This window comes from Limimaricola variabilis (genome assembly GCF_014195545.1).
GTDB classification, from domain to species: domain Bacteria; phylum Pseudomonadota; class Alphaproteobacteria; order Rhodobacterales; family Rhodobacteraceae; genus Limimaricola; species Limimaricola variabilis.
Genome location: NZ_JACIBX010000007.1, coordinates 93,255 through 113,840, shown reverse-complemented (window position 1 = coordinate 113,840; position 20,586 = coordinate 93,255). Strand labels below are relative to the sequence as shown.

Here is a 20,586-nt window from a genome sequence, read left to right as displayed (position 1 = left end):
CGCTTTCACCGGCATTTCCGCAAGGCTATCTTGTTTCCCAACCAGAGACCGTTCTTCGGGAGGACCGGACATGCAGGAACAGACCCATTACATCGGCGGCGAACACGTCAAGGGCGGCTCGGGCCGCTTCGCGGACGTCTTCAACCCTGCCACCGGCGAAGTGCAGGCGCAGCTGCCGCTGGCCAGCGCCGCCGAGATCGACCGTGCCGTGGAAATCGCGCAGGCCGCGCAGCCGGGCTGGGCCGCCACCAACCCGCAGCGCCGGGCCCGGGTGATGATGGAGTACGTGCGGCTTCTGAACCGCGACATGGACAAGCTGGCCGAGGCGCTGTCGCGCGAGCACGGCAAGACCATCCCCGACGCCAAGGGCGACGTGCAGCGCGGCCTCGAAGTGGTCGAGTTCTGCATCGGCGCGCCGCACCTGCTCAAGGGTGAGTACACCGACGGCGCCGGCCCCGGCATCGACATGTATTCGATGCGCCAGCCGCTCGGCGTCTCGGCGGGCATCACCCCGTTCAACTTCCCGGCCATGATCCCGATGTGGATGTTCGCCCCGGCCATCGCCTGCGGCAACGCCTTCATCCTCAAGCCCTCGGAGCGGGCCCCCTCGGTGCCGCTGATGCTGGCGGAGCTGATGGAGGAAGCCGGTCTGCCCAAGGGCATCCTGCAGGTCGTCAACGGCGACAAGGAAGCGGTGGACGCGATCCTCGAGCACGAGGGCATTGCCTCGATCGGCTTCGTGGGCTCCACCCCGATCGCCCAGTACATCTACGGCAAGGGCTGCGCGCATGGTAAGCGCGTGCAGTGTTTCGGCGGCGCCAAGAACCACATGATCATCATGCCCGACGCGGACATGGACAAGGCCGCCGATGCGCTGGTTGGCGCAGGCTACGGCGCTGCGGGCGAGCGCTGCATGGCGATCTCGGTCGCCGTTCCGGTGGGCGACGAGACCGCCGACCGGCTGATCGCCGCGCTCAAGCCGCGCATCGAGAGCCTGAAGGTCGGGCCCTACACCTCGGGCGACGACGTCGATTTCGGCCCCGTGGTGACCGCGGCCGCCAAGGAGAACATCCTCAAGCTGGTGCAGTCGGGCGTCGATGCCGGTGCCGAGCTTGTGGTCGACGGGCGCGATTTCCGCCTGCAGGGCTACGAGAATGGCTTCTTCGTGGGCGCGCATCTGTTCGACCGCGTGACGCCGGACATGGAGATCTATCGCAAGGAGATCTTCGGACCGGTGCTGTCGACCGTGCGCGCGGGCTCCTACGAGGAAGCGCTCAAGCTTGCCATGGATCACGAGATGGGCAACGGCACGGCGATCTTCACTCGCGACGGCGACGCCGCGCGCGACTTCGCCAACCGGGTCAATGTCGGCATGGTCGGCATCAACGTTCCGATCCCGGTGCCGCTGGCCTATCACAGCTTCGGCGGCTGGAAGAAGTCGGCCTTCGGCGACCTGAACCAGCACGGCACGGACAGCTTCAAGTTCTATACCCGGACCAAGACCGTCACCGCGCGCTGGCCCTCGGGCATCAAGGATGGCGGCGAGTTCAACTTCAAGCCGATGGACTGACGTAACGGCAAATTGGTTTGGCTGTGGGGCGGCATCGGTGCGATGCTGCCCCATGGTTTTTTGTACATATCGGAGGCTCGCCATGCCGTCCCGTCGTTCCCTTCTCGCCCAGATCCTCGCCGCACCCCTGCTCGCAGCCTCCGCCCGCGCCGGCGGCTCCGCGGCCGAGCCCTCCCTGCCCCCGACCCCGGTCATGGGCCAGATGCACCAGGTCGACATCCAGGGCTTCGCCTTCCAGCCCGCCACGCTGACCGTCGCGCCGGGCGACACGGTGGTCTTCACCAACCGCGACGCCGCGCCGCATACCGTTACCGCCGATAGCGGCGCCTTCGACAGCGGCCGCCTCGCGACCGGGCAGACGATCGGGATGAGCTTCAACGCCCGCGGCGACTACAGCTATTACTGCGCTCTCCACCCCCGCATGCGCGGCAGCATAACGGTGGCCTGAGCCTTCTCGCGGACCTCGGACGCGCCGCGCCGCGTTGGCCCCGGACAACAATCCGGAGGCCCGCCCCATGTCAGATCCCGCCTTCAGCCTCGGCATCGAGGAAGAGTATCTCGTCGTCGACGCCGAGACGATGGAGCTCGCCGCCGTGCCCGATGAAATGCTCGCCGCTGCCAAGAAGCGGCTGGGCGACAATGTCAGCCCCGAATTCCGCGACTGCCAGATCGAGATCGGCACCTCTGTCGCCGCCGACATCTCCGAGGCGCGGGCCGATCTCGCGCATCTGCGCGGCGGTCTGGCCGAGGTGGCCGATGATTACGGCCTCGCCCTCGTCGCCGTCTCCTGCCACCCCTGGGGCGATCCCGAGAGCCGCGGCACCGGCAAGGGCGCGCGCTACGACAAGATCGCCGAGGATATCGGCGGCATCGCCGACCGTCTGATGACCTGCGGCATGCATGTGCATGTGGGTCTGGGCGAAGATCCGGAGCTGCGCACCGACCTGATGGCGCAGGCGAGCTACTTCCTGCCCTTCGTGCTGGCACTCTCCGCCTCATCCCCCTTCTGGCGGGGCGAGGACACGCGGCTGTCCTCCTGGCGGCTCAACGTCTTCGACCAGTGCCCGCGTTCGGGTCTTCCGCCGAAGATCGAGAGCTGGGCCGAGTACCGCAAGATGGTCGACACGCTGGTGAAGGCGGAGATCATCGAGGACGCCTCCAAGATCTGGTGGGACCTGCGCCCGTCGGAGGCTTGGCCGACGCTGGAGACCCGCATCGCCGACGTCATGCCGCGCATGGAAGAGGCGCTGTCGGTCGCGGCCTTCGTGCAATGCGTGATGCGGATGCTGTGGCGGCTCAAGACCGAGAACAAGCGGTGGCGCGTCTATGAGCGGTTCCTGATCGAGGAGAACCGCTGGCGGGCCCAGCGCTACGGCACGGAGGGTACGCTGCTCGACCTCGGGCAGGACCGTCTGCGCCCGATGGAGGAGCTGCTCGGTGAACTCGAGGAGATGATGGAGCCCGACGCCCGGGCGCTGGGTTGTCTCGACGAGCTGCGCGGCACGCGGCGGATCGCGCATCAGGGCTCGTCCGCCGTGCGGCAACGCCGCGCCTTCGATGCCGCCCGGGCCAAGGGCGCCGAGCCGCGCGAGGCGCTGCGCGAGATGCTGCGCGGCGTGTCGCGCGAGTTCATGGAGGGGGTACAGGGCGGAATGCCGCCCATGTGATGAGTGCCAAGGAACGCGGCACGGCACGCGCTGGTTGTCAATGCAAATCGGATCGGAGAGCAGTCTCATGAAGAACTTCATCGGCATCGGCACCGCGCTGACCCTCGCCCTCGCGCCCATGGCGATCGAGGCTAAACCGAAACTGAAGATCAACGGCAATGCCGCGGCGATGCTGCAGCTCCTCGACGCCAATGCTGGCGACAGGGCGAAGAAGGCCGCCAAGATCGAGAAGAAGCTGCGCAAGGCGGCGAAGAAAGCAGGCGTTCCGCTCGCCGTCGGGGCCGGGACCGCCGTGGCGGTCCAGCAGGTCCGCGCCCCCGCAGCGGAGCGGGTCGAGGCGGTGGTGCGCTATGCTCCCGAGACCGTAGGCCAGCGGCCCCGGCTGCGCCCGGAGACGGCCAGCTTTGCCACGCTCAACACCCCCGCCGAGGCGCCGCCGGTGACGACGCTGCAGGATGGCCGGCGCATCGAGACCTCGGAACTTGGCAACCGCACAACGCGGGACGGCGCGCGGGTGACCAGCACCACGACCGCTTCCGCCGGGCCGACGGTGATCACCATCGAGGGCGATCGCGTGTCGACCTCCGATAGCGCCTTCTCCGGCACCACGACCACCCGGACCTCGACCGTCGCCGCCGAGCCCGCATCCGTCACGGCCCCGGCCCAGACGGTATCGCTTGAGACCGACTCGTCGCTGTTCGGTGGCCCGACCGGCTACTGACAGGCCTCACTCCTGAACGCGAAAGGGCCGCCCCCCGGGGCGGCCCTTCTGTCTTGATCGTCGCGCCGGTTATTCGGCGGCCATCTTTCGGGATTTGAGCATCGGGCCGAGGTAGCGGCCGGTATGGCTCGCCTCGACGGTGCTGACCTCCTCGGGGGTGCCGGTCGCCACCACCGTTCCGCCGCCATCGCCGCCCTCGGGGCCGATGTCGATGATCCAGTCGGCGGTCTTCACCACGTCGAGATTGTGCTCGATCACCACGACGGTGTTGCCCGCCTCCACCAGCTCGTGCAGCACTTCCAGAAGCTTGCGCACATCCTCGAAATGCAGGCCGGTCGTCGGCTCGTCGAGGATGTAGAGCGTGCGCCCCGTCGAACGGCGCGCCAGCTCCTTGGACAGCTTCACCCGCTGCGCCTCGCCGCCCGAGAGCGTCGTCGCCTGCTGGCCGACCTTGATGTAGCCCAGACCGACCCGGCACAGGGCGTCCATCTTCTCGCGGATCGACGGCACGGCCGAGAAGAAGGCCTGCGCGTCCTCGACCGTCATGTCGAGCACATCGGCGATCGACTTGCCCTTGAACTTCACCTCCAGCGTCTCGCGGTTATAGCGCTGGCCCTTGCAGGTCTCGCAGGTGACGTAGACGTCGGGCAGGAAGTGCATCTCGATCTTGATGACACCATCGCCCTGGCAGGCCTCGCAGCGGCCGCCCTTCACGTTGAAGGAGAAGCGCCCCGGCTTGTAGCCGCGCGCCTTGGCCTCGGGCAGACCGGCGAACCAGTCGCGGATCGGGGTGAAGGCGCCGGTATAGGTGGCCGGGTTCGAGCGCGGCGTCCGGCCGATCGGCCGCTGGTCGATGTCGATCACCTTGTCGAGATGCTCGAAGCCCTTGATGGTTTCGCAAGGTGCGGGCGCCTGCCGCGCGCCGTTGAGCTTCATCGCCGCGTTCTTGTAGAGCGTCTCGATGGTCAGGGTCGACTTGCCGCCGCCCGACACGCCGGTGACGGCCACGAACTTGCCCAGCGGGTAATCGACCGTGACCTGCTTGAGATTGTTGCCGGTGGCCTTCACCACGGTAAGGGCCTTGCCGTTGCCCTCCCGCCGCTGGGCCGGCACGGCGATCTCGCGCCGACCGCTCAGATACTGGCCGGTGACCGACTCCGGGTCGGCCATGATCTCGGCCGGCGTGCCGTGCGACACGATTGCACCGCCATGCACGCCCGCGCCCGGCCCCATGTCGAAGACGTAATCCGCCTCGCGGATCGCTTCCTCGTCATGCTCGACCACGATCACCGTATTGCCCTGGTCGCGCAGGTTCTTGAGCGTGGTCAGCAGCCGGTCATTGTCGCGCTGGTGCAGGCCGATCGACGGCTCGTCGAGCACGTAGAGCACGCCGGTGAGGCCCGAGCCGATCTGCGAGGCCAGCCGGATGCGCTGGCTCTCGCCGCCCGACAGCGTGCCGGCGTTGCGCGACAGCGTCAGGTAGTCGAGGCCGACATTGTTGAGGAAGCCGAGCCGCTCGCGGATCTCCTTGAGGATGGCGCGGGCGATCTCGTTCTTCTGGTTGGTGAGGCTCGCGGGCACGGTTTCGCACCACTCATGGGCCTCGCGGATCGACATCTGCACCACCTGGCCGACATGCAGCCCGGCGATCCGCACCGCCAGCGCCTCGTCGCGCAGGCGGAAGCCGCCGCAGGCGCCGCAGGCCCGGTTGTTCTGGTACTGCTCCATCTCCTCGCGGACCCAGGAGCTGTCGGTCTCGCAGTAGCGCCGCTCGAGATTGGGGATCACGCCCTCGAAAGGGCGGCTGACCTTGTAGACCCTGCCGCCATCATCGTAGCGGAAGTCGATCTCCTCCTCGCCGGAGCCGCGCAGGAAGACTTCGCGCACGTTCTCGGGCAGGTCTTTCCAGCGCGCGGTCTTGGAGACGCCGTAATGCTTGGAGATCGCCTCGATGGTCTGCAGGAAATAGGGCGTCTTGCCCTTGCGCCACGGCGCGATCGCCCCGTCCGCGACCTTCAGCGTCACGTCGGGCACGACGAGCCGCTCGTCGAAGAACAGCTCGACGCCGAGGCCGTCGCAGGAGGGACAGGCGCCGAAGGGCGCGTTGAACGAGAACAGCCGCGGCTCGATCTCGGGGATGGTGAAGCCCGAGACGGGGCATGCGAACTTCTCGGAGAAGGTGATCCGCTCCGGCTCGCCCTCGCCCTCCTTGGGCGCGGTCTCGAGGATCGCAATGCCATCGGCGAGGTCGAGCGCGGTGCGGAACGAATCTGCTAACCGCGTCTCCAGCCCCTCGCGCACCACGATCCGGTCGACCACCACGTCGATGTCGTGGCGGAATTTCTTGTCGAGCGTGGGCGGGGTCTCGAGTTCGTGGAACTCGCCGTTGACCTTGACCCGCTGGAAGCCCTGCTTCCGGAGTTCGACGAACTCCTTCTTGTACTCGCCCTTGCGGTCGCGGACGATCGGCGCGAGCAGGTAGCCGCGCGTGCCCTCCTCCATCGCCATGACCCGGTCGACCATGTCCTGCACCTGCTGCGCCTCGATCGGCAGGCCGGTGGCCGGCGAATAGGGCGTGCCGACGCGGGCAAAGAGCAGGCGGAGATAGTCGTAGATCTCGGTGACGGTACCGACGGTGGAGCGCGGGTTCTTCGACGTCGTCTTCTGCTCGATCGAAATCGCGGGGCTGAGCCCCGAGATGTGATCGACGTCGGGCTTCTCCATCATGTCGAGGAACTGCCGTGCATAGGCCGACAGGCTCTCGACGTAGCGGCGCTGCCCCTCGGCATAGATCGTGTCGAAGGCGAGGCTCGACTTGCCCGAACCCGACAGCCCGGTGATCACGACGAGCTCGTCGCGCGGGATATCCACGTCGATGTTCTTGAGATTGTGCTCGCGCGCGCCGCGCACCTCGATCCGCTTCAATTCCGCCATTGCCCACCCCAGCGATGTCCAGCCCGGAACATAGGACTTCAGAGCCCGATCGCCAACCGCGAAATGAGAACGAGACATGAACGCATGGCAGGGCTGCGCGGTTTGCCGCAGCCCTGTTGGGCGCGGCAAACCTCACGCTTTCGTGCGGTGGTGTTCAGTAGCCGCCCATCCGCGATGGCCAGGCATGGCGTTGCCAGAACCCCATGCGGATCGGCGGTGGTGTGGAGAGAAAGGCGCGCCGCTCGTTGCCGGCGGCGAGCAGTTGCAGCACGGCCTGCAGTTCGGCGTCGGCCCGCCCGGTCACCGGCAGGCCCTGCTCTGCCTGAAAGGCGCGGATCGCGTGGGCGAGAGCCGGCCCCGCCACGCCGTCGATGCCGCCCGGGTCATGCCCCAGATGCCGGAGCAGGACCTGCACCTCGAATATGCCCTCGCGGTCGAGATCGGCTGCCTGTGCCGGTGCCACTGCGGCCACGGCCGCAGCCACGAGAAATGCCGGAAATCGCATGGTACCCCCTAAACTCCCGGGATGATCCCGAGGGGGGCAGTCTAACAGAAAATGCCCCCGGCCTTCCGGACCGGGGGCAAAAGTGATCCTGCGCTGCGGCGTCGCTCAGTAGTGGAGCGCCCGGCCATAGGCGTCGAGCACGCTTTCATGCATCATCTCGGAGAGCGTCGGATGCGGGAACACCGTTTCCATCAGCTCCTTTTCGGTGGTCTCGAGCGTGCGGCCGACGATGTAGCCCTGGATCAGCTCGGTCACCTCGGCCCCGACCATGTGGGCGCCCAGAAGCTCGCCGGTCTTGGCGTCGAACACGGTCTTGACCATGCCCTCGGCCTCGCCCAGCGCGATCGCCTTGCCGTTGCCGATGAAGGGGAAGCGGCCAACCCGGACCTCGTAGCCCAATTCCTTGGCCTTGGCCTCGGTGTAGCCGACGCTGGCGACCTGCGGCTGGCAATAGGTGCAGCCGGCGATGCTCTCGGGCTTGACCGGGTGCGGATGCTCGCCGGCGATCAGTTCGGCCACCATGACGCCCTCATGGCTCGCCTTGTGCGCCAGCCAGGGCGCGCCGGCGATGTCGCCGATGGCATAGAGCCCCTCGACACCGGTGCGGCAGTACTCGTCCGTCACCACGTGGGTGCGGTCGATCTTCACGCCCAGCTCCTCGAGGCCGAGGCCTTCGGTGTTGCCGACGATGCCGACGGCCGAGATCACCGTGTCGAACTCGTGGGTCTCGGTCTTGCCCTTGGATTCGATATGGGCGGTGACCTTGCCCTTGCCGCAGTCGAGCTGCTTGACCGTGGCCTTCTCCATGATCGTCATGCCCTGCTTGACGAACTGCTTCTTGGCGAAGGTGGAGATCTCGGCATCCTCGACCGGCAGGATCCGGTCCATCACCTCGACCACCGTCGTTTCGGCGCCCAGCGTGTTGTAGAAGCTGGCGAATTCGATGCCGATCGCGCCCGAGCCGATGACGAGCAGCTTCTTGGGCATGCGCGGCGGCACCAGCGCGTGGCGGTAGGACCAGACCAGATCACCATCGGCTTCGAGGCCCGGCAGGTTGCGGGCGCGGGCGCCGGTGGCGAGAACGATGTTCTTGGCGGTCAGCTCCTCGCTGCCCTTCTCGGTCTTGACCGTGACCTTGCCCTTGGCGGGGATGGTGGCTTCGCCCATCACCACCTCGATCTTGTTCTTCTTCATCAGGTGGCCGATGCCGGAGGACAGCTGCTTGGCCACCCCGCGCGAGCGCTTGACCACCGCGTCGAGATCGTAGCCGATGCTCTCTGCCTTGAGCCCGAACTCCTTGGCCCGGTGCATGAGGTGGAACACCTCGGAGGAGCGCAGCATCGCCTTGGTCGGGATGCAGCCCCAGTTGAGGCAGATGCCGCCCAGGTTCTCGCGCTCGACGATCACGACCTTCTTGCCCAGCTGGGCGGCGCGGATCGCGGCGACATAGCCGCCGGGGCCAGCCCCGATCACGATCACGTCGAAGTTCTTGGCGGCCATTCGGTGTTCCTCCTCGGCGGTCCGGCAAAATTGGTTTGACGCTAAACCACTTTCTGCCGGGCTTCCAGACGGGGAGACGCATGGCTGGTTTGCGTAGCGTCAGCTTTCGGATTTGAGCCGCTTTATCACCGCGCCGTAGCCGCCCGCTTCGAGCCATTCGCGCTCGGCATCCGTGGTTTCGCGGCCCAGCGCCGCGTTGCGGAAGGGGAAGCGGCCGAATTCGCGGATCACCTTGCGATGGGCGCGGGCGTGCAGAAGGTTGTCCTTGGCCTCGGGCATGCGCTCGTGGAACAGCCGCACCGCGCGGTCCTGATCGACGAGATTCTCGGAATGCATCAGCGGCAGGTAGAAGAACTGCCGCCCCGGCGGCACGATCTCGAGGTCCCAGCCATTGTCGATGGCGAGCTTGGCGACCGAGCGGGCCTGCTCATCGAGCTGGAAGGCACGGGCATCGTCGCGCCAGATGTTGCGCGCGAACTGGTCGGTGACGATGATATAGGCCAGCGCGCCGTTGGGTTCGGTCAACCAATGGCCCAGCGCACCCTCCTCGGCGCGGTCCCACAGCTTGCCGAAGCGGTCGCGAATCGTGGCGTCGAGCGCCTCGTCGGCGACGTACCACTGCCTCGGCTCGACCTCTTCGAGCCAGAAGGCGAGCACCTTCTCGGCCTCGGTCGGCGCCTCGGCCTGGGCGGTGACGGGGGTGGCGGTCATGGTGGTCCTCCTGATCGGTGGTGCCCACAAACCTGCCCCAACCCCGGCACGGGTCAAGCGCCGATGCGCGTTCCGTGACAATTACGCCTCGTTTCGGCGCATCGGCGGTCAGGCTGCGTCGTCGCGCGCCTCTTCCTGCTGCTCGATCTCGTGCTCGATATAGACCTCCTGCGCGACCTCGGCGGCGACCGCCGAGGCGGTGGCGGCGATCGGCGCGTAGCTGACCGTGTCGGCGACATCGACGCCGCGATCCGGACGGCGCAGCATCCGCCACAGCGCATAGCCCGCGAGACCCAGCATCAGCACGGCGATGAAGGCCCAGAAGCCATGCGCGCCGACATTGTCGAGCATCCAGCCCACCAGAAGCGGTCCCGCGATCGCGCCGACGCCGTTGATCAGCAGCAGGCCGCCCGAGGCCGCGGCCATGTCCTCGCGGTCGAGGTAGTCGTTGGCATAGGCGATCAGCAGCGCGTAGAGCGGGTTCGAGGTGCCGCCGACCAGCGCCGCCGAGATCAGGATCAGCGTCACATGGCCGGGCAGCAGGAAGGACATAAGCGCGCCTGCACCGCCCACCGCCGACAGGCCGAGGATCAGCCAGCGCCGGTCGATGCGGTCCGACAGCCAGCCGATCGGGAATTGCAGCACCAGCGCGCCGACATAGGTGATCGAGACCAGCAGCGAGATCTGCGCCACCGACAGCCCGGCCCGCGCGCCGTAAACCGCCGACATGCCGAACTGCGCGGCGAAGACGCCCCCGAGCAGGAACATCCCCATGCAGGCCAGCGGCGAGGCGTCGATCAGCCGCCGGATCGGCAGCGGCTTGGTGGTGTTGAACACCGGCGCCGGGCTGACCGAGAGCAGGATCGGCGCAAAGGCCATCGACACCAGCACCGAGGGGATGATGAACAGGATGAAGCCCGACACGTCGCCCAGCGTCACCAGGTACTGCGCCATGACGATGCCGGCCATCTGCACGATCATGTAGAGCGACAGCGCCTTGCCGCGATTCTCGTTGCTGGCGGCGTCGTTGAGCCAGCTCTCTGCGGTGATGTAGACGCCGCAGAAGCAGAAGCCGATCGCCACCCGGCCCAGCGTCCAGGCCCAGGGCTCGGCCAGGGTGGGATAAAGGATCAGCACCGCCGAGATGGTCGAGCCCAGCGCCGCGAAGACGCGGACATGGCCGACACGGCGGATCATCCTCGGCGCGTAGCGCGAGGCGAACAGGAAGCCCGCGAAATAGGCCGACATGATCACCGACATCTCGAGCGTCGAGAAGCCCTCGATCTCGCCGCGCAGGCCCAGCAGCGTGCCTTGCAGGCCGTTGCCGATCATCAACATGAACATGCCGATGAAGAGCGCCCAGGAGCTGCCCAGAACCTGTATCATGACTCTGCCTTTCCTGCCGTCGGCCTCGCCGGGCTAGCCGTCCGACTCGCCCCGCGTCTCGCATCAAAGCGACGTCTCATGAAGCTCTTGCGAAGCGCGCTCAGCCCTGACCGCGCGGCAAGAGAAGGGATGCGTCGCCATAGGAGAAGAAACGGTAGCGCTCGGCAATCGCGTGGGAATAGATCCTGCGGATCTCCTCCACCCCCATCAGCGCCGAGACCAGCATCATCAGCGTCGATTTCGGCAGGTGGAAGTTGGTCATGAGCCCGTCGGCCACGCGGAATTCGAAGCCCGGGGTGATGAAGATGTCGGTCTCGCCGCGCCAGGGCGCGATCTCGCCGCCGCGTGCCGCGCTCTCGATCAGCCGCAGCGCGGTGGTGCCGACCGGGATCACCCGGCCGCCGGCGGCGCGGGTGGCGGCGATCTCGGCCGCCGCGACCTCGGTCACCTCGCCCCATTCGGCATGCATCCGGTGCTCGCGGATGTCGTCGACCTTGACCGGCAGGAAGGTGCCGGCGCCGACATGCAGGGTGACATGGGTGAAGTCGACGCCGCGCGCGGCGAGCGCCGCCATCAGCGCCTCGTCGAAATGCAGGGAGGCGGTGGGTGCGGCGACGGCGCCGGGGCGCGCGGCCCAGACGGTCTGGTAGTCCTCGCGGTCGCTTTCGTCGGCAGCGCGCTTGGCGGCGATATAGGGCGGCAGCGGCATCGCGCCGACCTGCTGCAGCGCACGGTCGAAGGCGTCGCCCTCGAGATCGAAGCGCAGCACGCCCTGCCCCTCGTCACGCGCCACCAGCTCGGCCGAAAGCCGGTCGGAGAACTCGATCACCTCGCCTTCGCGCAGCTTCCGGAGCGGCTTGATCAGCGCGTTCCAGGTGCCGTCGGGGCGCGGACTCAGCAGAGTGACTTCGATCCGGGCCACGCCCTCGCCCGCAGCACCGGGGCGCGAGCGCTGCCCCGAAAGCCGGGCCGGGATCACCTTGGTGTCGTTGAGCACCAGCCGGTCGCCGGGCTGCAGGATGGAAGTCAGATCGGAGACGATGCGATCCTCGATCGCATCTCCCTGCGCCAGCAGCAGACGGGCCGAGCTGCGCGGCCGCGCGGGCCGGGTGGCGATCAGCTCCTCGGGCAGGTCGAAGTCGAAATCCGACAGCTTCATGGTCGTCCTCGGATCAGGTCGGCGGCGCCCTGCGAAAGATCTCGCGGAACATGCCGGGGGTGAGCGCCGAGAGCGGGTTGACCGAGACCTGTGGCGCCTCGGGCGTGCCGCCCAGCGTGTAGTTGAAGCCGATCAGGCCCTCGCCCGGCCGGGTCAGGAAGGAGCCCAGCGAATTGACGAGGTAGAAGGGCGAGACGACGCCTGCAAAGGCCATGCGCCGGGTGCCGAGGCTGTAGCGCCCGTCGAGCGAAATGCCAAGGCCCGGCCCGGTGGCGCTGGCCTGCGCGATGTCGAGCGTCTCGGGGGTCAGCCGGAACGAGGCGAGGATGCGGTCGAAGGCCAGCCCCTTGCCGTCGAGCTGCTGCAGCAGACCCACCACCGAGATCGCGTCCAGAAGCTGGGCGATGGCCGGCGCGTCGCGCACCCGCAGCCCGGCGACGTCGAGCGTGCCGCTGTAATGCCCCGGCGCGTCCTCCGGCAACAGCATCAGGTCGAGCACACCGCCCGTGGCGGTGCCGTAGAGCCCGGCAGCGCGCAGCACCGCGCCGGCATCGGCGCCGGTGACCCGCACCGCCGCGCGGCCGCCATCCGGGACCACCAGCCCCGAGACCGGCGCCGCGCCGTTGACCTGTGCGCCGAAGCGGCCCGAAAAGCCGCCGCGCGTCGAAAAGCTCCCCCGGAAGTCCGTCAGCGTCACCGCTTCGGTCACCCGCAACCGGTCGAGCGCGATCTCGACCGGGCCGCCATCGCCGCCGCCCCCCGATCCAAACGACGCGCGGCGCAGGTCGAGCGCGCCGCCGCGGATCTCGATCCCAACCGTCTCGCCTGCTCCGCGCCCGACCAGATCGGCCGTGACGTCGAGCCAGTCCGACAGCCGCAGCCGGTCGAACCGGGCGCGGTCGAGCCCGCCCTGGGGCCGCAGTCGCAGGCTGCCGCGCGCCGACAGCCCGCCCGCATCGAGCGCGATCCGGTCGACCCGTGGCGTCGCATCCAGCGTCGCCGCGACCTCGATCCGGCCGGTGGTGCCCGGTGCGATCGCCCACCCGAGGGCCGGGATCCGGAGCGCCACCCCGGCCAGATCGGAGGTCAGCTCGACCACGGGCGGCGCGCCGCGCGGCAGGGTCATCGACAGATGGGCATGGCCGCTGCCGCCGAGGCTGTCTTCGGGCAGGGCTATGCCGAAGGTGTCGAGAAAGCGCTGCGACAGCTCGACCGACCCGTCGAGCCGCGCCGCCTCGGCCGCTGGGCCCAGCGGCTGGAGATAGGTGACGTCGGCAGGCAGCCCGTCGAGGGTCAGAGGCCCCTTGATCTCCAGCCGCTCCGGCCCGGCCGTGACCTCGAGCCGCGTGGCCGCGATCCGCCGCCCGGGCAGGATCGCCCCGCTGGTGGCATCGCTCAGCACCCCGTCGACCGCCCAGTTCACCTGCTCGGGCGTGACCGGCCCGCCCAGCGGCAGTTCGATCACGGCGCGGGCCGAGGCTGTGCCGTCTATCATGTCGACCGGCTTGCCAGCCTTCTGCATCACGCGCAGCGGCGGCTGGTCGATCAGCGAGAGCATCGCGGTTGCGGCGCCCTCTCCCGCAAGCTCGATCCGCCCCTGGGGGCGCGACCCGCCCAGCTCAGGAATGGCAAAGCGCGAGCCCGCGAGGTCGATCCGCCCCCCTTCCGGCGCGGTCACCTCGCCCGCGTCGAGATCGACCTGCAAGGCCCCCTCGCCGAGCACCAGCCGACCCGCCGCGCCGGTGATCGGCGGCATTCCGTCGAGCGGCCGCAGCCGCGCCTCCTCGAAGCCGTGGCTGAGGCGGATCCGGGGCGCCTCGCCCGGCGCGCGGTCGAGCGTCAATGCGAGGTCGCGCAGCCGCGCCTCGGGGATCCGCCCGGCGATCCATTCGCGTGTGCCCGGCCTGAACCCGGGCGGCCAATGCGCCAGCAGCCGGTCGCGTCCGAGCTGGTCGGCATGGGCCTCAAGCGTCGCCTGCCAACCCGGGCCGTCATGGGTGACGCGCCCCGAGGCCGCGACCCGCGCGCCGCCGATCGCATCCGTAGCCGACAGGCTTTCGATCTCGAGGTCGAAGGGCGCGGGCCGCAGCCGCAGCGTGGCAGCGGCCTCGTCGAGCTCTACCGGCCCCGGCAGGCCGATCCGCTCGGACAGCGCCAGCCGGTCGAGCTGGAGCTCCGCCTCGACCGTCTCGGGCCAGCCGGACGCGAAGTCGCGCAGATAGGCCTCGCCATGGCCCTCGATGCGGCCCATCTCGCCGCGCGCGGCGACGCGGGTCAGAGCGAGATGCGCGGTGTCGGGATCGAAGCGCAGCGCCAGCTCCGCCCCGTCGAAGCGCAGCGGCTCGCCGCCCTGCCTCGGCGCCAGGGCACCCGCGTCGAGCCGCAGCGTGGCAGAAACGGGACCGGGCGTGCCATCCATGCCGATCCGCCCCCGCAGCCGCGCCGAGACCGGCGCATCGAGCACCGACAGTACGTTGAGCGCCGGGTGCTGCGTGGCGATGTCACGGCTCGACACCCGGTCGAGGATCAGCCGCAGTTCGGCATCCTCGGACCCCGCCGGGCGGTCATAGCTCAGCGCCAAAAGGCCGGGCCGGCCCTGCCCCGTCGCCGTCAATGGCAGCCGTCCCGTCAGCCGCATGCCCGCGCGCATGTCGAGCGCGAGCCGCCCGGTTCCGCTGGTCCAGCGCCGCCGCGCCCGGTCGTCGACATAGTCGATCGCCAGATCCTCGATCCGGATCCGCTCCAGCGCAGCGAGGCCGGGCCGTGCGGCCAGCCGGTCGATCCGGGTCAGCAGGCCGGCCAACCCCTCGCCGCCGGCCCCGCCCGCTGCCTCGAAGCGGAGCGCCAACCGGCCGTCCGGGTCGCGTCGCAGCCCGATCTCGGCCCCGCGCAGCACCACCTCCTGCGCCAGCACGCTGCGCTCGAAGAGCAGCCCGCGCGGGCTGAACAGCGCCTCGACCTCGGGGACCCGGGCCAGAACCCCGCCATCGGCGTCGCGCAGCACGGTGTCGTGCAGAGTCACGCGGGGATGCAGGTCGTGCCCGAGGGTCAGCGCGATCTCGCCGAAATCGATGCCGCCTCCGGCCAGCATGGTCGCAGCCTGCGCCTCGACCCGCGCGGTGATCCAGCCCGGCGCGGTCACCGTCTGGCCAACCAGCAGCAGCGGCAGGGTCAGCGCCAGCGCGAGCGGCAAGCCGATCAGCGCCGTCAGCAGCCCCGCCCCCGCACCGATCCCGCGCCGCAGCACCGTGGCAGCGCCGAGCCCGCGCGGACGGCGCGGGTGGGACGGTCGTGACCTGATCGGGTGGTGCGGCAAGACCGGCCTTGGCCTCTTGATTTCGTCTGCCACAGCGTAGATGCCTGAGCCCCCGAGGGCCACCGTTGCCCGTTCACGACAGCGAGGATGCGCCATGAGCGACACGATGACGGACCCCCGGCCGCTGGCGGGCCAACCCGCGCCCGACTTTTCCCTGCCGCGCGACGGCGGCGGCGAGGTACGGCTGTCGGCGCATCGCGGCGCGCCGGTCGTGCTCTATTTCTACCCGCGCGACGACACGTCGGGCTGCACCAAGCAGGCGCAGGCCTTCACCGCGCTGGGCTCGGAGCTTCAGCTCGCCGGGGCGCGGGTGCTCGGCGTGTCCAAGGACACGATCGCCAAGCACGAGAAATTCCGCGACAAATACGATCTCGGCGTGACTCTGCTGTCGGATGCCGAGAGCGACGTCTGCGAACGCTACGGCGTCTGGGTCGAGAAGAAGATGTACGGCAAGACCTTCATGGGGATCGAGCGGACCACCTTCCTGATCGATGCCGAGGGCAAGGTGGCGCGGGTCTGGCCCAAAGTGAAGGTGGCAGGCCACGCCGAAGAGGTGCTCGACGCGGTGCGCGCGCTGTGAGCCGCACCCTCACCGAGCTGGCGGTCGAAGTGCTGTCGACCGCCGACGGCCGTGAAAAGACCGCGCGTTCGCATGCGGCGGCGAAGCTTTGGCGTGAGAGCCGAGCCGCCGGCGCGCCGCTCGCCATCGGCGACGCCACCCCGCCCGATCGTCCGGCGCGACCGGCGCGGCCCGAGCTTCTGGCGCCGCGCGACATGCCGAAGCGCCGGCCCGGCTCGGAGCACGGGCGGATCGCGCTGATCCATGCCGTCGCGCATATCGAGCTGAACGCGGTCGACCTGCATTGGGACGTGGTGGCGCGCTTTGCCGCCACACCGCTTCCCTTGGGCTATTTCGACGACTGGGTGCAGGCGGCGGACGAGGAATCCAAGCACTTCAACCTACTGTGCGACCGGCTGGAGAGCTTGGGCAGCCATTACGGCGCCCTGCCCGCCCATGCCGGCATGTGGCGCGCCGCCGAGGACACCGCCACCGACCTGATGGCGCGGCTCGCCGTGGTGCCGATGGTGCTGGAGGCGCGTGGCCTCGACGTGACGCCGGGCATGATCGACATCTTTCGCAAGGCGGGCGACGCCGACACCGTGGCGGCGCTCGAGGTCATTTATGCCGAGGAGGTGCACCACGTCTCCTATGGCGCGAAATGGTTCAACTACCTCTGCGGCAGGCACGAGCTCGACCCGGCGCCGCTGTTTCGCGATCTGGTGCGGAAGCATTTCCACGCCAAGCTCAAGCCGCCCTTCAACGAGGAGAAGCGCGCCGAGGCCGGGTTGCCGCCGGACTTCTACTGGCCGCTGGCTGAAGAGACGCCGGGACGCCACAACTGACTGGCGGCAGGGACGAAGTTGCGGTTTTGCCACGACGCGTGACCCTGCCGCAGCATCGGCGGTATCCCGCCACTTTTCTACCCCCGTTCCCCTCCCGTTCCGCCGACTCGGGGCAAAGCAGTTGCGAGGCTTTCGAGCGGCCGTTAACACCTCGTTCGCGGCGCTCTCGAAAAAGAGAGGCTGTGACCGGGGCAACACGGGGACGGACGGGTGCGGACCAAACTGGCACAGAAACTTCACGCGGCGCTCGAGCGTCGGTTTCCCGAACGGCGGCTGTTTCTGCGCTCGGACACCGAAACCCGGTTCATCCGGCTCCACCCCTCCACCCAGCTGATCGCCTGGACCGGCACGACGCTGATGGTCGGCTGGACCATCACCGCGACCGCGATCGTGTTGATGGACTCGATCGGCTCCGGCAACTTCCGTGCCCAAGCCCAGCGCGATCAGATGATCTACGAAGAGCGGCTCAATTCCCTTTCGGCCGAGCGCGACCTGCGCGCCGCCGAGGCCGCCGCCGCCCAGGAACGCTTCTCCACCGCGCTCGAACAGATCTCGACCATGCAGAGCGAACTGCTGGCCTCAGAGGACCGGCGCCGCGAAATGGAGACCGGGCTCGAAGTGGTGCAGGCCGCGCTGCGCCGCACCATCCAGGAGCGCGAAGTCGCCCGTGACGCCGCCGAGGAAGCCCGACTGGCGCTGGCCGAGGGCGGCACCCTGCCCGGCGGCGCCGACGCGGCATCGGTCGAGGGCACGCTCGACATCCTGTCCGGCGCGCTGGCCGACACCGCCGAAGAGCGCGACCGGATCGCCGAGGACGCGCAGCTCGCTTTCGAGCAGGCCAACGAGATGCAGCTCGAGCTGCGGCTGATGACCGAGCGCAATGACGAGATCTTCCGCCAGCTCGAAGAGGCGATGACCGTCTCGGTCGAGCCGCTGGGCGAGATGTTCCGCGCCGCCGGCATGGACCCCGACGCCATGCTCCGGCAGGTGCGCAAGGGCTATAACGGCGTCGGCCCACTGACCCCGATCCAGTTCTCCACCATGGGCGCGCATGCCGACCATGGCGATCACGCCGCCGAGAACGCCGACCGGGCCAACGCCCTGCTCGGCAAGATGGACGAGATCAACCTCTACCGCATCGCCGCCTCCAAGGCGCCATTCGCCCAGCCGGTGAAGGACCGCTTCCGCTTCACCTCGGGCTTCGGGCAGCGTTGGGGCCGGCTGCATGCGGGCGCCGACTTCGCCGCCCCGATCGGCACCCCGGTCTATTCGACCGCGGATGGCGTGGTGGTCAGCGCCGGCTGGGCCTCGGGTTATGGCCGGCTGATCAAGATCCAGCACGAGTTCGGGATCGAGACCCGTTACGCACATCTCAACAAGATCCACGTCAAGGTCGGCCAAAGGGTATCGCGCGGCGAGCGGATCGGTGATATGGGCAACTCCGGACGATCGACCGGGCCCCACCTCCATTACGAGGTGCGCGTCGGTGGGACTCCCGTCAATCCCATGACCTACATACGAGCTGGAAAAGATGTTTTCTAAGAGCAAGATCAACGAGCCCGGACCGAGGACAGCCGAAGGGACCCCCCAGATGGACGCCACCACCAAGCCCGCGCAGCCGCAAGGATCGCAGGATTACCGTCCCGCCGCGCCCAAGGCCAAGCCGCCGGCATCGGTCCTCTCGGCCGACCTGCACATCAAGGGCAACGTCAAGACCACCGGCGACATCCAGGTCGAGGGTCAGATCGAGGGCGACATCCGCGCCCACCTGCTGACCGTCGGCGAAGGCGCCACCGTGCGCGGTGAGCTTGTGGCCGACGACGTCGTCATCAACGGCCGGATCGTCGGCCGGGTGCGCGGCCTCAAGGTGCGGCTCACCTCTACCGCCCGTGTCGAGGGCGACATCATCCACAAGACCATCGCGATCGAGAGCGGCGCGCATTTCGAGGGCTCGGTGCAGCGTCAGGAAGACCCGCTGAACACCACCGGCACGCCCAAGCCGCTGCCGAAGCCGTCGATCGCCGAGGGCGGTCACGACTGAGATCGATCACGGGATCGACGACAGGGGCGCGCCGGGACACCGGGGCGCCCTTTTTCTTTGGCGGCCGTCCTCCATCGCACCCCGCCGGAGCTTCTGATGAGCGAGGCCGATCATTTCCGTTCTGTGGCGGGATGCGCCGCCGCCGCTCGGCCTCGGCGGGCTCCGCTGACACGCTGCGCATGGCCGTAATTCTGTAAGTGGAGCGACCGGGCGCGGCGGCGCAGATCCTCGTGCTCAATGTGAGCGACGAACTCGCGCCGAAGGCATTTGCGCAGGCCCAGACCAACATAGCTGAGAGACCAAAGCCCGCGCCGCAGCCCCTGCCCTATCAGACCGCCTGCCGGAGTTGTCGTCCGCGCAGGAGGAGGCAACACCGGTCGAGGCCGATTTCGGGTCATCCAGCCGTTCAACGCCGAATTCAGTTTTCAGGGATTGGTCGTCTATACAGGCTGACCCCGCCGCCGGGCCGGGCCACACCTCTACACATCGCGAAACGGGCATGGGCATCGCACAGGCGGCCCTGCCCGGCGCCGATCACTCCTCGGCCGTGGCCTCGGCGCGGCTCTTGCCCGAGACCTGTCCGGCCAGCGTCGCGGCCATGAAGCCGTCGAGGTCGCCGTCGAGCACGCCCTGCGTGTCGGAGGTCTCGTGCCCCGTGCGCAGGTCCTTCACCATCTGGTAGGGCTGCAGCACGTAGGAGCGGATCTGGTTGCCCCAGCCCGCATCGCCCTTGGCGTCGTGCTGGGCGTTGATCTCGGCGTTCCGGCGGTCGAGCTCCATCTGGTAGAGCCGGGACTTCAGTGCCTTCATCGCGATGTCGCGGTTCTGGTGCTGCGACTTCTCCGACGAGGTCACGACGATGCCGGTCGGCATGTGGGTGATCCGCACCGCCGAGTCGGTCGTGTTGACGTGCTGGCCGCCCGCGCCCGAGGAGCGATAGGTATCGACCCGGATGTCGGAGGGGTTCACCTCGATCTCGATGTTGTCGTCGACCACCGGATAGACCCAGACGGAGGCGAAGGAGGTCTCGCGCGTGCCCTTGCCGAAGGGCGAGATCCGCACCAGCCGGTGCACGCCCGATTCCGACTTCAGCCAGCCATAGGCGTTGGGGCCGGAGATCTTGTAGGCGACCGACTTGATGCCCGCCTCGCCGCCAGCTTCCTCGGACTGCATCTCGACCTCGTAGCCGTGCTTCTCGGCCCAGCGCACATACATCCGCTGCAGCATCTGCGCCCAGTCGCAGGCCTCGGTGCCGCCGGCGCCGGCATTGATCTCGAGGAAGGTGTCGTTGGCGTCTGCCTCGCCGTCGAGCAGCGCCTCGAGCTCCTTGGCCCCGGCGGTCTGGCGCAGCGCCTTGAGCGCGGCCTCGGCCTCGGCGACGATTTCCTCGTCGCCCTCCATCTCGCCAAGCTCGATCAGCTCGACATTGTCCTTCAGGCCCTGGCTGATCTGGTCATAGGTGCCCATCTTGTCGAGCAGCGCCTGGCGCTCGCGCATCAGCTTCTGGGCCGCGGCCGGGTCGTCCCACAGGGTCGGATCCTCGACCCGCGCGTCGAACTCCTCGAGCCGATGCGCCGCGGTCTCGCGGCCCATGCGCTTGGCCAGGAGCCCCAGCGACTTCTCGATGGCGGCGATGTGGGCTTGCGTCTCTGCGCGCATGATCGGTGCCTCG

The 20,586-nt window shown here is 68.6% G+C and carries 16 protein-coding genes; 8 read left to right on the top strand and 8 right to left on the bottom strand.

Annotated features, from left to right (window positions below):
* Positions 1–70: 70 nt before the first annotated feature.
* From FHS00_RS10610 to FHS00_RS10595, 4 genes are all read left to right on the top strand, one after another.
* Positions 71–1,570 carry a CoA-acylating methylmalonate-semialdehyde dehydrogenase gene (locus FHS00_RS10610; RefSeq protein WP_183472870.1) on the top strand — a complete coding sequence of 500 codons (1,500 nt, stop codon included), beginning with the start codon at positions 71–73 and terminating at the stop codon, positions 1,568–1,570.
* A gap of 82 nt (positions 1,571–1,652) precedes the next feature.
* Positions 1,653–2,018, top strand: coding sequence for a cupredoxin domain-containing protein (locus tag FHS00_RS10605; RefSeq protein WP_183472867.1), 366 nt, complete (start codon positions 1,653–1,655; stop codon positions 2,016–2,018).
* Positions 2,019–2,085: 67 nt separating this feature from the next.
* Positions 2,086–3,237, top strand: a complete 1,152-nt coding sequence (locus tag FHS00_RS10600) for a carboxylate-amine ligase (protein ID WP_183472864.1) — start codon at positions 2,086–2,088, stop codon at positions 3,235–3,237.
* Between the two features lie 67 nt (positions 3,238–3,304).
* Positions 3,305–3,958 (top strand): hypothetical protein, encoded by a 654-nt coding sequence (locus FHS00_RS10595; protein ID WP_183472861.1) that lies wholly within the window; start codon positions 3,305–3,307, stop codon positions 3,956–3,958.
* Between the two features lie 69 nt (positions 3,959–4,027).
* Here FHS00_RS10595 and uvrA read toward each other — a convergent pair whose 3' ends face one another.
* The 7 genes from uvrA to FHS00_RS10560 all read right to left on the bottom strand — a co-directional run bounded on the left by uvrA (position 4,028) and on the right by FHS00_RS10560 (position 15,469).
* Entirely contained in the window at positions 4,028–6,892 is a 2,865-nt protein-coding gene (gene uvrA / locus FHS00_RS10590) for an excinuclease ABC subunit UvrA (RefSeq protein WP_183472858.1), read from the bottom strand.
* A gap of 154 nt (positions 6,893–7,046) precedes the next feature.
* A complete protein-coding gene (locus FHS00_RS10585; RefSeq protein ID WP_183472855.1) occupies positions 7,047–7,397 on the bottom strand; it encodes a peptidoglycan-binding domain-containing protein in 351 nt (116 codons plus the stop codon).
* Between the two features lie 105 nt (positions 7,398–7,502).
* Positions 7,503–8,897, bottom strand: coding sequence for a dihydrolipoyl dehydrogenase (gene lpdA, locus FHS00_RS10580; RefSeq protein ID WP_183472852.1), 1,395 nt, complete (start codon positions 8,895–8,897; stop codon positions 7,503–7,505).
* Positions 8,898–8,996: 99 nt separating this feature from the next.
* The gene (locus FHS00_RS10575) at positions 8,997–9,608 is read right to left on the bottom strand and encodes a DUF924 family protein (RefSeq protein WP_183472849.1); all 612 of its coding nucleotides are present in this window, start codon (positions 9,606–9,608) and stop codon (positions 8,997–8,999) included.
* A 108-nt stretch (positions 9,609–9,716) separates the two neighbouring features.
* On the bottom strand, positions 9,717–10,994 hold the full coding sequence (locus FHS00_RS10570; protein WP_183472846.1) for an MFS transporter: 1,278 nt from the start codon (positions 10,992–10,994) through the stop codon (positions 9,717–9,719).
* A 100-nt stretch (positions 10,995–11,094) separates the two neighbouring features.
* On the bottom strand, positions 11,095–12,153 hold the full coding sequence (gene queA, locus FHS00_RS10565) for a tRNA preQ1(34) S-adenosylmethionine ribosyltransferase-isomerase QueA (protein ID WP_183472843.1): 1,059 nt from the start codon (positions 12,151–12,153) through the stop codon (positions 11,095–11,097).
* 13 nt (positions 12,154–12,166) lie between these two features.
* On the bottom strand, positions 12,167–15,469 hold the full coding sequence (locus tag FHS00_RS10560; RefSeq protein WP_183472840.1) for an AsmA-like C-terminal region-containing protein: 3,303 nt from the start codon (positions 15,467–15,469) through the stop codon (positions 12,167–12,169).
* A gap of 94 nt (positions 15,470–15,563) precedes the next feature.
* Between FHS00_RS10560 and bcp the strand changes: the two genes are divergently transcribed.
* From bcp to FHS00_RS10540, 4 genes are all read left to right on the top strand, one after another.
* The gene (bcp, locus tag FHS00_RS10555) at positions 15,564–16,049 is read left to right on the top strand and encodes a thioredoxin-dependent thiol peroxidase (RefSeq protein WP_183472837.1); all 486 of its coding nucleotides are present in this window, start codon (positions 15,564–15,566) and stop codon (positions 16,047–16,049) included.
* Complete coding sequence (locus FHS00_RS10550; protein ID WP_183472834.1) at positions 16,046–16,873, top strand: DUF455 family protein; 828 nt, start codon at positions 16,046–16,048, stop codon at positions 16,871–16,873. Before bcp ends, FHS00_RS10550 begins: the two co-directional genes overlap by 4 nt.
* Before the next feature lie 210 nt (positions 16,874–17,083).
* Positions 17,084–18,415, top strand: a complete 1,332-nt coding sequence (locus tag FHS00_RS10545) for a DUF5930 domain-containing protein (protein WP_183472831.1) — start codon at positions 17,084–17,086, stop codon at positions 18,413–18,415.
* Positions 18,405–18,914 carry a bactofilin family protein gene (locus FHS00_RS10540; RefSeq protein ID WP_183472828.1) on the top strand — a complete coding sequence of 170 codons (510 nt, stop codon included), beginning with the start codon at positions 18,405–18,407 and terminating at the stop codon, positions 18,912–18,914. Before FHS00_RS10545 ends, FHS00_RS10540 begins: the two co-directional genes overlap by 11 nt.
* A gap of 534 nt (positions 18,915–19,448) precedes the next feature.
* Here FHS00_RS10540 and prfB read toward each other — a convergent pair.
* Positions 19,449–20,573, bottom strand: coding sequence for a peptide chain release factor 2 (prfB, locus tag FHS00_RS10535; protein WP_183472825.1), 1,125 nt, complete (start codon positions 20,571–20,573; stop codon positions 19,449–19,451).
* Between the last annotated feature and the right edge of the window lie 13 nt (positions 20,574–20,586).

Excerpts from the sequence above, each read along its gene's own strand:
- FHS00_RS10610 (WP_183472870.1), top strand. The coding sequence starts at position 71 with ATGCAGGAACAGACCCATTACATCGGCGGCGAACACGTCAAGGGCGGC.
- FHS00_RS10605 (WP_183472867.1), top strand. The coding sequence starts at position 1,653 with ATGCCGTCCCGTCGTTCCCTTCTCGCCCAGATCCTCGCCGCACCCCTG.
- FHS00_RS10600 (WP_183472864.1), top strand. The coding sequence starts at position 2,086 with ATGTCAGATCCCGCCTTCAGCCTCGGCATCGAGGAAGAGTATCTCGTC.
- FHS00_RS10595 (WP_183472861.1), top strand. The coding sequence starts at position 3,305 with ATGAAGAACTTCATCGGCATCGGCACCGCGCTGACCCTCGCCCTCGCG.
- uvrA (WP_183472858.1), bottom strand. The coding sequence starts at position 6,892 with ATGGCGGAATTGAAGCGGATCGAGGTGCGCGGCGCGCGCGAGCACAAT.
- FHS00_RS10585 (WP_183472855.1), bottom strand. The coding sequence starts at position 7,397 with ATGCGATTTCCGGCATTTCTCGTGGCTGCGGCCGTGGCCGCAGTGGCA.
- lpdA (WP_183472852.1), bottom strand. The coding sequence starts at position 8,897 with ATGGCCGCCAAGAACTTCGACGTGATCGTGATCGGGGCTGGCCCCGGC.
- FHS00_RS10575 (WP_183472849.1), bottom strand. The coding sequence starts at position 9,608 with ATGACCGCCACCCCCGTCACCGCCCAGGCCGAGGCGCCGACCGAGGCC.
- FHS00_RS10570 (WP_183472846.1), bottom strand. The coding sequence starts at position 10,994 with ATGATACAGGTTCTGGGCAGCTCCTGGGCGCTCTTCATCGGCATGTTC.
- queA (WP_183472843.1), bottom strand. The coding sequence starts at position 12,153 with ATGAAGCTGTCGGATTTCGACTTCGACCTGCCCGAGGAGCTGATCGCC.
- bcp (WP_183472837.1), top strand. The coding sequence starts at position 15,564 with ATGAGCGACACGATGACGGACCCCCGGCCGCTGGCGGGCCAACCCGCG.
- FHS00_RS10540 (WP_183472828.1), top strand. The coding sequence starts at position 18,405 with ATGTTTTCTAAGAGCAAGATCAACGAGCCCGGACCGAGGACAGCCGAA.
- prfB (WP_183472825.1), bottom strand. The coding sequence starts at position 20,573 with ATGCGCGCAGAGACGCAAGCCCACATCGCCGCCATCGAGAAGTCGCTG.